Raw genomic sequence first — 12,301 nt, 5'->3', positions numbered from 1 at the left:
GTCAAGGAGACCTTCATGCACTTCAAGAAATTTGCCGCCGTCACCCTGCTGCTCTGCGCTTTGCCAGCGGTCAGCCAGGCCCGCGACACGGCGGTCTACCTGCCATTCGACAAAGCCGTCGCCGAAGCCACCCGCTCGGGCAAGATTGATGGCAGCGTGAAATTCTATCTGGCCGGCAACACCCCGGCCGGTAAAGTCACCGTGGTCAGCCCCGGCGCCGTGACCAACAAGAAAACCAACGCTTTCAATAAATCTGACGAAGTTGCCTGCGAGTGGGTCGCCCAATCGGCAATCATCAGCCTGCACCAGGCCGCGAAAAACGCCGGCGCCAATGCCGTGACCAACATCGTCAGCTTCTACAAGAGCAACGAGCGCAAGGACACGCATACCTACGAATGCCACGCCGGCGCGATCATGGCGGGCGTTGCATTGAAGGGCGATCTGGCGAAGGTTCAGTAAAGGCCAGAAATGACAAAGGGCGCCATTCGGCGCCCTTTCACAGACAGGTTGGCATGTCATCGCCGATTACCTGCTTGGCTCTGCGATGGCTGGTTGCCCAGGATCCTCAAAGTCTCACAAGCCCCTTTCGGGATAGTTACTCATAATTTCAAGACGCGCTCGCTCTATTCAGAAATGATCACTGACCACAGAGTGTGCTGCTACCGGGACCAGCATGTGTGCTGCTTCCGGCTTCTTCGCGAGCAGGCTCGCTCCCACAGGAGCTAGGAGACATACACAATTTCGGTGGAGACCCAGCTCAACTGTGGGAGCGAGCCTGCTCGCGAAAGCGCCGGCCGCCTTCACACCGTCAGCGGCTCGACCTTGCGCGTCAGCAGTTCGACAAACGCCTTGGCCATCGGTGATTTCTGATCTTTGCGCTGCACCAGCCACACCGCCGAGATTGCTTCCGGATCTAGCAGCGAACGGTAGACCACGCCATCGATGCGCATGCGTTGGTAAGACGCCGGCAGTACCGATACACCCAATCCCGCCGCCACCAGACCAATAATGGTCATCGCCTCGCCAGCCTCTTGGGCAAAATGCGGGCTGAAGCCGGCGTCACGGGCCAGACTGAGCAGTTGTGCGTAGAGCCCGCTGCCATAGCTGCGCGGAAAAAACACGAACGGCTCCAGCGCCAGCGCCGAGAGAAACAGGCCTTCGTCTCTGCCTTGGGCCAACGGATGCTTGGAACTGAGCACCGCCACCAATGGCTCGCGCATCAACTCCACAACACTCAGTGAATCTGGCAATCCGAGCGGGCGCATGATGCCGACTTCGATCGACTCGTCCACCAAGGCGTCGGCGACCATGGTGCTGCTCATTTCGCGCAGGTTCAGATGCACCGTCGGAAAGCGCTGACGAAAGGAAAAAATCGCCTGCGGAATGGTCGAGTTGAACGGTGCCGACGAGGTGAAGCCAATCTTCAGTTCGCCAAGCTCACCAAGCTGCGCGCGCCGGGCCACATCCGCTGCCTTGTCGACCTGCGCCAGCACCAGCCGCGCCTCCTGCAGAAACAACCTGCCCGCCTCGCTCAACTCGACCCGACGATTGGTGCGCTCGAACAGGCGTGCGCCGAGCTGCTGCTCCAGCGCTTGAATCTGCTGGCTCAGCGGAGGCTGCGAGATGCCCAGCACCTGTGCGGCCCGGCCAAAATGCAGTTCTTCGGCGACGGCAATGAAGTAACGCAGATGACGCAATTCCATAGGATTTCCATTAGGTCGCTGAAGCTATCAAACAGGTCGAACAATATATTGGATAGAAACATTAGCCAGCTATATGATTTTTTCATTGCCTGCCCGGCTGCGCTCTCTGAGGTCTGAAGTGAAAACTGCTGTCGCGCCCCTTGCCCACGAAATCCCGCCCGCTGCCGACGACGATGTGCGCGCCGAGCTGCAGGAGATCTACATCGAAAAAGGCACGCCGGCGTTCATGCGCACGGTGCTGGCGCTATTCTGTGGCGGCTTTGCGACGTTCGCGCTGCTCTATTGCGTGCAACCGATGATGCCGCTGCTGTCCCACGAATACGGGATCAACGCGGCGCAGAGCAGTCTCATCCTCTCGGTGGCGACCGGCATGTTGGCCTTCGGTCTGCTGATCACCGGGCCGATTTCCGACCGCATCGGACGTAAGCCGGTGATGGTCGCCGCACTGTTCGCTGCCGCGTTGTGCACCATCGCCAGTTCGATGATGCCGAGCTGGCACGGCGTATTGATCATGCGCGCGCTGATCGGCCTGTCGTTGAGCGGGCTCGCAGCGGTGGCGATGACCTATCTGAGCGAAGAAATCCATCCACAACACATCGGCCTGGCGATGGGTTTGTACATCGGCGGCAACGCGATCGGCGGCATGAGCGGACGCTTGATCACCGGCGTGCTGATCGACTTCGTCAGCTGGCACACGGCGATGCTGGTGATCGGCGGTCTGGCGCTGGTCGCAGCGGCGTTGTTCTGGAAGATTCTGCCGGAGTCGCGCAACTTCCGCGCCCGCTCACTGCACCCGCGCAGCCTGCTCGACGGCTTCACCATGCACTTTCGCGACGCCGGCCTGCCGCTGCTGTTTCTTGAAGCGTTTGTGCTGATGGGCGCGTTTGTCACGCTGTTCAACTACATTGGCTATCGCTTGCTGGCGGCGCCGTACAACCTCGATCAGGTGTTTGTCGGTTTGCTCTCGGTGGTCTACCTGTCCGGTATCTACAGCTCGGCCAAGATCGGCTCGCTGGCGGACAAGCTGGGGCGACGCAAAGTGCTCTGGGCGACGATTGCGCTGATGTTCGCCGGACTGGCACTGACCATGTTTACCTCGTTGTTGCTGGTGATCGTCGGCATGCTGGTGTTCACCTTCGGCTTCTTTGCCGCGCACTCGGTGGCGAGCAGCTGGATCGGTCGGCGCGCGTTGACGGCCAAGGGTCAGGCGTCGTCGCTGTATCTGTTCAGTTATTACGCCGGATCGAGCATTGCCGGCACAGCGGGCGGGGTGTTCTGGCATTTGGGCGGGTGGAACGGGATCGGCTTGTTTATTGGTGCATTGTTGCTGATTGCCCTGCTGGTGGCGTTGAAGCTGGCGAAGTTGCCGCCATTGCAGGGCGTCAAAGCCTGACATAAAACCCTGTGTCCGACATTGGATCGTGCAAACAAAAACGCCCGGCATTTGGCCGGGCGTTTTTTATTGGGCGCTGATCACTCGTGATACTGAGCCGACAGCTCATGCACCGCACGCAGGAACGCGCCGGCATGTTCCGGATCCACCTCGGGCGTAATGCCGTGGCCAAGATTGAACACGTGGCCGCTGCCCTTGCCGTAGCTGGCCAGAATGCGCCCGACTTCAGTGCGGATCGCTTCCGGTTTGGCGTAGAGCACGGTCGGGTCCATGTTGCCTTGCAGCGCGACCTTGTCGCCGACACGGGCACGGGCGTTGCCGATGTCGCAGGTCCAGTCCAGGCCGAGGGCGTCGGCGCCGGCTTCGGCGATGCTTTCCAGCCACAGGCCGCCGTTCTTGGTGAAGAGAATCACTGGCACTTTGCGTCCATCGTTCTCGCGGATCAGGCCGCTGACGATTTTTTTCATGTAGGCCAGGGAGAATTCCTGATACGCCGCCGCCGACAGGTTGCCGCCCCAGGTGTCGAAGATCTGCACCGCTTGCGCACCGGCCATGATCTGGCCGTTGAGGTACGAGGTCACCGACTGCGCCAGCTTGTCGAGCAGCAGGTGCATGGCTTGCGGATTGTCGTAGAGCATCGCCTTGGTCTTGCGGAAGTCTTTCGACGAGCCGCCTTCGACCATGTAAGTCGCGAGCGTCCATGGGCTGCCGGAGAAGCCGATCAGCGGTACGCGACCGTTGAGTTCACGGCGGATGGTGCTGACCGCATCCATCACGTAGCCGAGGTCTTTGTGCGGGTCAGGGATCGGCAGGGCTTCGATGTCGGCGAGGGTGCTGACGACTTTCTTGAAGCGCGGACCTTCACCGGTCTCGAAGTACAGGCCCTGGCCCATGGCATCGGGAATGGTGAGGATGTCGGAAAACAGGATCGCCGCGTCCAGTTGCGGGTAGCGGTCGAGCGGTTGCAGGGTGACTTCGCAGGCGAATTCCGGGTTCATGCACAGGCTCATGAAGTCGCCGGCGTGGGCGCGGCTGGCGCGGTACTCCGGGAGGTAGCGACCGGCCTGGCGCATCATCCACACAGGGGTGACGTCAACGGGTTGCTTGAGCAGGGCACGGAGGAAGCGGTCGTTCTTCAGGGCAGTCATGTCGGCATCCGGAAAAAAGTGCGGGCATGGTCTCAAAAGACAGCGGCAAGCAGCAAGCTACAAGCGGCAAGTTAAAAGCAGGATTGCTTTGTAGCTTGCCGCTTGAAACTTGAAGCTTGCCGCTGGCGTCGTCAGACGCCCAGATAATCGAGGATCCCTTCAGCCGCATTGCGCCCTTCGAAGATCGCCGTCACCACCAGGTCGGAACCGCGCACCATGTCGCCACCGGCAAAGATTTTCGGGTTGCTGGTCTGATGCTTGTACTGACCTTGCTCGGGCGCAACAACGCGGCCCTGGCTGTCGGTCTGGATCTCGAACTGTTCGAACCACGGCGCCGGGCTCGGGCGGAAGCCGAAGGCGATGACCACGGCGTCGGCCGGGATGATCTCTTCGGAACCCGGGATCGGCTCGGGGCTGCGACGGCCACGGGCGTCCGGTTCGCCGAGACGGGTCTCGACCACTTTCACGCCTTCGACCTTGTCTTCACCGACAATGGCGATCGGCTGGCGGTTGTAGAGGAATTTCACGCCTTCTTCCTTGGCGTTCTTCACCTCTTTGCGCGAGCCGGGCATGTTCGCTTCGTCACGACGATAAGCGCAGGTCACCGACTTGGCGCCCTGACGGATCGAGGTGCGGTTGCAGTCCATCGCCGTGTCGCCGCCGCCGAGTACCACGACCTTCTTGCCTTTCATGTCGACGAAATCTTCCGGCGACTTTTCAAAGCCCAGGTTGCGATTGACGTTGGCGATCAGGAAATCCAGCGCGTCATAAACGCCCGGCAGGTCCTCACCGGCAAAACCGCCCTTCATGTAGGTGTAGGTGCCCATGCCCATGAACACCGCGTCGTATTCGGCGAGCAGTTGTTCCATGGTCACGTCTTTACCGACTTCGGTGTTGAGGCGGAACTCGATGCCCATGCCGGTGAAGACTTCGCGACGATTGCTCAGCACGGTCTTCTCAAGCTTGAACTCGGGGATGCCGAAGGTCAGCAAGCCGCCGATTTCCGGGTTCTTGTCGAACACCACCGGAGTTACGCCGCCACGCACCAGCACGTCGGCACAACCCAGACCCGCCGGGCCTGCGCCGATGATCGCGACGCGTTTGCCGGTCGGCTTGACCTTGGACATGTCCGGGCGCCAGCCCATGGCGAACGCAGTGTCGGTGATGTACTTCTCAACCGAACCGATGGTCACCGCGCCGAAGCCGTCGTTGAGGGTGCAGGCACCTTCGCACAGACGATCCTGCGGGCACACCCGGCCGCAGACTTCCGGCAGGGTGTTGGTCTGGTGCGACAGCTCGGCGGCCTGGAGGATGTTGCCCTCGGCCACCAGTTTCAGCCAGTTGGGAATGAAGTTGTGCACCGGGCACTTCCATTCGCAATACGGGTTGCCGCAACCCAGGCAGCGGTGGGCCTGGTCGGCCGACTGCTGGGGTTTGAACGGTTCGTAGATTTCGACGAACTCTTTCTTGCGTTGACGCAACAGTTTCTTCTTCGGATCCTTGCGCCCGACATCGATGAATTGAAAGTCGTTACTGAGACGTTCGGCCATCTTCAAAACCTCGTACACGACAGCTTCAAGCTACAAGCTTCAAGCTGCAAGAAAATCAAATTAATCCGCCTCACCGCGCAAGCTTCTAGCTTGTCGCTTGAAGCTTGCAGCTGCTTCACTGTGGGCTTGCCCGCGTACTGGAGAGCAGAGATTTCAGACTCGCTGCCTTCGGTTTGACCAGCCAGAAACGACGCACGTAATCGTCGAGGTTCTCGGCGAGTTCACGACCCCACTCGCTGTCGGTTTCGGCGACGTACTCGTTCAGCACGTTTTGCAGGTGGCTGCGATAGGCTTCCATCGCCTCGCCGCTGATCCGCTGGATCTCCACCAGTTCGTGGTTGACCCGGTCAACGAAGGTGTTGTCCTGATCGAGCACGTAGGCGAAACCACCGGTCATGCCAGAACCGAAGTTGTAACCGGTCTTGCCCAGCACGCAGACGAAACCACCGGTCATGTACTCGCAGCAGTGATCACCAGTGCCTTCCACGACGGTGTGGGCACCGGAGTTACGCACGGCGAAACGCTCGCCTGCGGTACCGGCGGCGAACAGCTTGCCGCCAGTGGCACCGTACAGGCAGGTGTTGCCGATGATGGCGCTTTCCTGAGTTTTATAAACGCTACCCTTCGGCGGCACGATGACCAGCTTGCCGCCGGTCATGCCTTTGCCGACATAGTCGTTGGCGTCGCCTTCCAGGTACATGTTCAGACCGCCGGCGTTCCACACACCGAAGCTCTGCCCCGCCGTGCCTTTGAAACGGAAGGTGATCGGCGCTTTGGCCATGCCTTGGTTGCCGTGCTTGCGCGCGATTTCGCCGGAAATCCGCGCGCCGATCGAACGGTCGCAGTTGCAGATGTCCAGATCGAACCCGGCGCCGCTGAGGTCGTTGATTGCCGATGAGGCCAGCTCAACCATCTTCTCCGCGAGCAGACCTTGGTCGAACGGCGGGTTGCGCTCAACGCCACAGAACTGCGGTTTGTCCGCCGGGATGTGATCGCTGCCCAATAGCGGCGTCAGGTCCAGGTGATGTTGTTTGGCGGTCTGGCCTTCGAGGATTTCCAGCAGATCGGTGCGACCGATCAGCTCTTCGAGGGAGCGCACGCCAAGCTTGGCCAACCACTCACGGGTTTCTTCGGCGACGTAGGTGAAGAAATTCACCACCATGTCGACGGTGCCGATGTAGTGATCCTTGCGCAGCTTCTCGTTCTGCGTCGCGACACCAGTGGCGCAGTTGTTCAGATGGCAGATGCGCAGGTATTTGCAGCCCAGTGCGATCATTGGCGCGGTACCGAAGCCGAAGCTTTCGGCGCCGAGGATCGCCGCTTTAATCACGTCGAGGCCGGTTTTCAGGCCGCCGTCGGTCTGGACCCGGACTTTGCCGCGCAGGTCGTTGCCGCGCAGGGTCTGGTGGGTTTCAGCCAGGCCGAGTTCCCACGGCGCGCCAGCGTATTTGATCGAGGTCAGCGGCGAAGCACCGGTGCCACCGTCGTAGCCGGAAATGGTGATCAAGTCCGCATAGGCCTTGGCCACACCGGCGGCGATGGTGCCGACGCCCGCTTCTGCTACCAGCTTCACCGAAACCAGCGCCTGCGGGTTGACTTGCTTCAAGTCAAAGATCAACTGCGACAAATCTTCGATTGAATAGATGTCGTGGTGCGGCGGCGGCGAAATCAGGGTCACGCCCGGCACTGCGTAACGCAGCTTGGCGATCAGCCCGTTGACCTTGCCGCCCGGCAGTTGCCCGCCCTCGCCCGGCTTGGCGCCCTGGGCGACCTTGATCTGCAGCACTTCGGCGTTGACCAGGTATTCCGGAGTCACACCGAAACGGCCGGTGGCAACCTGCTTGATTTTGGAACTCTTGATGGTGCCGTAACGCGCCGGATCTTCACCACCTTCGCCGGAGTTGGAGCGCGCGCCGAGGCGGTTCATGGCTTCGGCCAGGGCTTCGTGAGCTTCCGGTGACAGCGCGCCCAGCGAGATACCGGCGGAGTCGAAGCGCTTGAGCACCGACTCCAGCGGCTCGACTTCACTGATGTCCAGCGGCGTGTCGAGGGTCTTGACCTTGAACAGGTCGCGAATCATCGACACCGGACGGTTGTCCACCAGCGACGTGTATTCCTTGAACTTGGCGTAGTCGCCCTGCTGCACAGCGGCTTGCAGAGTGTTGACCACGTCCGGGTTGTACGCGTGATATTCGCCACCGTGGACGAACTTCAGCAGACCGCCCTGCTGGATCGGCTTGCGCGGACTCCAGGCTTCGACGGCGAGGGCTTTCTGCTCGGCTTCGATGTCGACGAAACGCGCGCCCTTGATCCGGCTCGGCACACCACGGAAGCTCAGGTCGCAGACTTCTTCGGACAGGCCGATGGCCTCGAACAGCTGCGCACCACGGTACGAAGCGATGGTCGAAATACCCATCTTCGACAGGATCTTCAGCAGGCCTTTGGTGATGCCTTTGCGGTAGTTCTTGAACACCTCATAGAGGTCGCCCAACACTTCACCGGTACGGATCAGGTCGCCCAATACTTCGTAGGCCAGGAACGGATACACCGCCGAGGCGCCGAAACCGATCAGCACCGCGAAGTGGTGCGGGTCACGGGCGGTCGCGGTTTCAACGAGGATGTTGGAGTCGCAACGCAAACCTTTTTCGGTCAGGCGGTGGTGCACTGCACCGGTCGCCAGCGAAGCGTGGATCGGCAGCTTGCCCGGAGCGATATGACGGTCGCTCAGGACGATCTGGGTACGCCCGGCGCGCACAGCTTCTTCAGCCTGATCGGCAACATTGCGGATCGCCGCTTCGAGGCCGAGGCTTTCGTCGTAGTTGAGGTCGATGATCGCCCGTTCGAAACCCGGACGGTCGAGGTTCATCAGCGAGCGCCATTTGGCCGGCGAGATCACTGGCGAGCTGAGGATCACGCGCGAGGCGTGTTCCGGCGACTCCTGGAAAATGTTGCGCTCGGCACCGAGGCAGATTTCCAGCGACATCACGATCGCTTCACGCAGCGGGTCGATCGGCGGGTTGGTCACCTGCGCGAACTGCTGGCGGAAATAGTCGTACGGCGTGCGTACACGCTGGGACAGCACGGCCATCGGCGTGTCGTCGCCCATCGAGCCCACGGCTTCGTAGCCTTGCTCGCCGAGCGGACGCAGCACCTGATCACGCTCTTCGAACGTGACCTGATACATCTTCATGTATTGCTTGAGCTGATCGACGTCGTAGAAAGCCGAACCGTGGTCGTTGTCTTCCATGGTCGCCTGAATGCGCAGGGCATTCTTGCGCAGCCATTGCTTGTACGGATGACGGGACTTCAAACGGTTGTCGATCGCATCGGTGTCGAGGATCTGCCCGGTTTCGGTGTCCACGGCGAAGATCTGCCCCGGGCCGACACGACCCTTGGCGAGCACGTCTTCGGGCTGGTAGTTCCACACGCCGATTTCCGAGGCGAGGGTGATGAAACCGTTCTTGGTGGTCACCCAGCGCGCCGGACGCAGACCATTACGGTCGAGCAGGCACACCGCGTAACGACCGTCGGTCATTACTACGCCGGCCGGGCCGTCCCACGGCTCCATGTGCATCGAGTTGTACTCGTAGAACGCACGCAGATCCGGGTCCATGGTTTCGACGTTCTGCCACGCAGGCGGAATGATCATCCGCACGCCACGGAACAGGTCGATACCACCGGTGACCATCAGTTCGAGCATGTTGTCCATGCTCGATGAGTCGGAACCGACACGGTTGACCAGCGGACCGAGCTCTTCCAGATCCATCAGATCATTGGTGAACTTGGTCCGACGGGCCTGTGCCCAGTTGCGGTTACCGGTGATGGTGTTGATTTCGCCGTTGTGGGCGAGGAAGCGGAACGGCTGCGCCAGCGGCCATTTCGGCAGGGTGTTGGTGGAGAAACGCTGGTGGAACACGCAGATCGCGGTTTGCAGGCGCTCGTCACTCAGGTCTGGATAAAACGCGGCCAGGTCGGCCGGCATCATCAGGCCTTTATAGATGATGGTCTTGTGCGAAAAGCTGCAGATGTAGTGGTCGGTGTCAGCGGCGTTGGCCACCGACGAACGGCGACGGGCGCTGAACAGCTTCACGGCCATGTCCTGATCGCTCAGGCCTTCGCCGCCGATGTAGACCTGCTCGATCTGCGGCAGGCGCTCAAGGGCGAGACGGCCGAGGACGCTGGTGTCGATCGGCACTTTGCGCCAGCCGATCAGTTGCAGGCCTTCGGCAAGGATCTCGCGGTTCATGTTCTCGCGAGCGGCTTCGGCCTTGGCCGGATCCTGATTGAAGAACACCATGCCCACGGCATATTGCTTGGGCATTTCGACGCCGAAGCTTTCCTGGGCAATGGCTCGCAGGAAGGCGTCGGGTTTTTGAATCAGCAGACCGCAACCGTCACCGGTCTTGCCGTCGGCATTAATCCCACCGCGGTGGGTCATGCAGGTCAGGGCCTCGATGGCCGTTTGCAAAAGGGTATGACTGGGCTCGCCCTGCATATGAGCAATCAGGCCGAAACCGCAGTTATCCTTGAATTCATCTGGTTGGTACAGACCTGCTTTCATAGACACTTTCTCACCAGGCTGCCTCTATTCGAGGCAAATTTCTTTTCAATTCAACCACTTGCGTTCCGCGCCGAACGTACGCCGGCTTAGCGGGGGCAAAAGGGTGGTCATTGTACACAGCGACACAGAGGCTCACAAATTTGACGACGAACTGTCGCAAATTCATGTCGCATTTGTGAAAGGTTTAAAGCGATCTGCTGTGCTAGTCAAAACTTTTTTAAATTCTGACCGCAACGACTCAAAAACTACTGTGACGCAGACACCACAAGGCACGCGATCTTTTCAGAAAGCGCGCACTCGTGGAGATTTTGAGGTGCCGGGAGAGGCGGCCTGGGTAAGGCCGCCGAATCTTCAGCGAGTTGTTGCCAGTTCCTGTTGGACGCTGGCGACAGTGCGAGGCCAAGGTTTACCAGCCTGAACCTTCGCTGGCAAGGCCTTGATGGCAGAAACGGCCGCATCACGATTGGCAAAGTTGCCGTAGGTGATCACGTAAAGCGGCTTGCCGTTGAGGACTTTCTTGAAATAACGGTACTCGCCGCCCTGCTCCTTGACGAAGTTCTGCGCGGCGGTCTCCGAGCTGGTGCCGAGAATCTGCACGACATAGTTGCTGGTCGGCTGACCGGCGTACCAGCTGCCACCGGCAGCCTTGGCCACGGTAACGGGCTTGTCGGCAGGCTTGGCCGGAGCAGGAGCCGGTTTCGCAGCTGGCGCTGGCGTGGCCGGAGCAGGCTTGGCCGTGGCGATCTGCGTCGGAGCCGGGGTTGGTGCCGGCTTGGCCGCAGGGGTCGGAACCGGTGTCGGCGCAGGACCGGCCGGAACGCCCGCAGGCGGCGCGGAGGTGGTTACGGTTGGCGGAGTATCGCTGGAGCCTTCCAGCGGCACGCCGTCGTCGCCTTCGGTGATACCACCGGCGGCTTCGGCCAGCGGGCCACGCATGACCGGCTGCGAGTTGCCGACCAAAGGCAGCGGCATCGGCTGGGTGTTGCCAGCGAACTCGACGGATGGATTGGCGCCGTTCGCGGCGCCCTGACCCAATGGCAGTTGCGCCTGTTCATTGGCCGGAGCACCGGTGGTCGGCGCCTTGCTGCGACCCGGCATCAACCAGGCGGCGGCAACCGCGACCACAACGACGGCGGAAATCGCCAATACGTGTTTCTTCGGCATGTTGAACCCCATACTTGGACGCTTGACCGCGGAGCGGCTGGCAATCATGACTTCGATCAGAGCATCGCGAGCGACCTGGTTGATGTTGCCCGGCCAGCCCTCGGAGCTTTCGTGAATATCAGAGATCTGATCTGCAGTGAAAAGTTCGACACCCCGGCCCGCGCCTTCCAGCCGCTGGTCGAGATATTCGCGGGTCTCTTCTTCGGTGTACGGCTGCAATTCGATGACGTGGAAACGCTCTTCTTCGAGCTGCAACGCCTCGAGCTGAGCGATCAGCGACGACTCGCCGAACAGGAACACATGCGGACGACCTTCCGGCGTGCCGGCGCCCAGCGCCATCAACGCTTCCAGCGCCGACTCGTCGAGCTGCTCGGCATCGTCCACCAGCAGATAGACTTCCTGCCCGGTCAGACCGAGTTGCACCACCTGCTCGAGAATCGCGCCGACTTCGGCCTGCGCGACATCCAGCGCTTGCGCCACCTGGCGCAGCACGCCGGCCGCATCCCCGGCGCCACGGGCAGAAACCACCACGCTCTGCACCGATTGTTTATTGGTGCTGGCCACCAGCGCCTGGCGCAGCAGGGTCTTGCCGCTGCCCTGCGGACCGGTGACAACCAGCAGCAACTGGCTGTAACGCGCCAGATGATGCAGTTGACCCAGCACCGGCTTGCGCTGGGCCGGGAAGAATTTGAAGCCCGGCACCCGTGGCGCGAACGGGTCGTGACTTAACTGGAAATGGCCGAGAAACGCCTCGTCGGCATGCAAACTAGTCATCGGAATCG

The 12,301-nt window shown here is 60.9% G+C and carries 7 protein-coding genes; 2 read left to right on the top strand and 5 right to left on the bottom strand.

Going from position 1 to position 12,301, the window contains the following annotated elements; all coding sequences use genetic code 11:
• Positions 1-15: 15 nt before the first annotated feature.
• Positions 16-459: an excinuclease gene (locus tag ACZZZ4_RS10965; RefSeq protein ID WP_463547800.1), complete on the top strand. Its 444-nt coding sequence runs from the start codon at positions 16-18 to the stop codon at positions 457-459.
• Positions 460-800: 341 nt separating this feature from the next.
• Here the strand turns inward: ACZZZ4_RS10965 and ACZZZ4_RS10960 are convergent, their stop codons facing one another.
• Complete coding sequence (locus ACZZZ4_RS10960; RefSeq protein ID WP_463547799.1) at positions 801-1,703, bottom strand: LysR family transcriptional regulator; 903 nt, start codon at positions 1,701-1,703, stop codon at positions 801-803.
• A gap of 118 nt (positions 1,704-1,821) precedes the next feature.
• On the opposite strand from ACZZZ4_RS10960, the gene ACZZZ4_RS10955 reads away from it, so the two are divergent.
• Positions 1,822-3,096: an MFS transporter gene (locus ACZZZ4_RS10955; protein WP_463547798.1), complete on the top strand. Its 1,275-nt coding sequence runs from the start codon at positions 1,822-1,824 to the stop codon at positions 3,094-3,096.
• A gap of 80 nt (positions 3,097-3,176) precedes the next feature.
• Here the strand turns inward: ACZZZ4_RS10955 and hemE are convergent, their stop codons facing one another.
• The 4 genes from hemE to ACZZZ4_RS10935 all read right to left on the bottom strand — a co-directional run bounded on the left by hemE (position 3,177) and on the right by ACZZZ4_RS10935 (position 12,293).
• A complete protein-coding gene (gene hemE, locus ACZZZ4_RS10950) occupies positions 3,177-4,244 on the bottom strand; it encodes a uroporphyrinogen decarboxylase (RefSeq protein ID WP_016772044.1) in 1,068 nt (355 codons plus the stop codon).
• 131 nt (positions 4,245-4,375) lie between these two features.
• Positions 4,376-5,794 (bottom strand): FAD-dependent oxidoreductase, encoded by a 1,419-nt coding sequence (locus tag ACZZZ4_RS10945; protein ID WP_039757038.1) that lies wholly within the window; start codon positions 5,792-5,794, stop codon positions 4,376-4,378.
• Between the two features lie 115 nt (positions 5,795-5,909).
• Positions 5,910-10,355 (bottom strand): glutamate synthase large subunit, encoded by a 4,446-nt coding sequence (gene gltB, locus ACZZZ4_RS10940; protein ID WP_463547797.1) that lies wholly within the window; start codon positions 10,353-10,355, stop codon positions 5,910-5,912.
• A 351-nt stretch (positions 10,356-10,706) separates the two neighbouring features.
• Positions 10,707-12,293 (bottom strand): AAA family ATPase, encoded by a 1,587-nt coding sequence (locus ACZZZ4_RS10935; RefSeq protein WP_039756683.1) that lies wholly within the window; start codon positions 12,291-12,293, stop codon positions 10,707-10,709.
• Positions 12,294-12,301 lie beyond the last annotated feature (8 nt).

The organism is Pseudomonas sp. AC252, assembly GCF_979258105.1.
The sequence above is the reverse complement of the archived record's forward strand: the minus strand, read 5'-3'. Positions and strand labels throughout refer to the sequence as shown.

Coding starts and splice junctions, on each gene's coding strand:
- ACZZZ4_RS10965 (WP_463547800.1), top strand. CDS start 16: ATGCACTTCAAGAAATTTGCCGCCGTCACCCTGCTGCTCTGCGCTTTG.
- ACZZZ4_RS10960 (WP_463547799.1), bottom strand. CDS start 1,703: ATGGAATTGCGTCATCTGCGTTACTTCATTGCCGTCGCCGAAGAACTG.
- hemE (WP_016772044.1), bottom strand. CDS start 4,244: ATGACTGCCCTGAAGAACGACCGCTTCCTCCGTGCCCTGCTCAAGCAA.
- ACZZZ4_RS10945 (WP_039757038.1), bottom strand. CDS start 5,794: ATGGCCGAACGTCTCAGTAACGACTTTCAATTCATCGATGTCGGGCGC.
- gltB (WP_463547797.1), bottom strand. CDS start 10,355: ATGAAAGCAGGTCTGTACCAACCAGATGAATTCAAGGATAACTGCGGT.
- ACZZZ4_RS10935 (WP_039756683.1), bottom strand. CDS start 12,293: ATGACTAGTTTGCATGCCGACGAGGCGTTTCTCGGCCATTTCCAGTTA.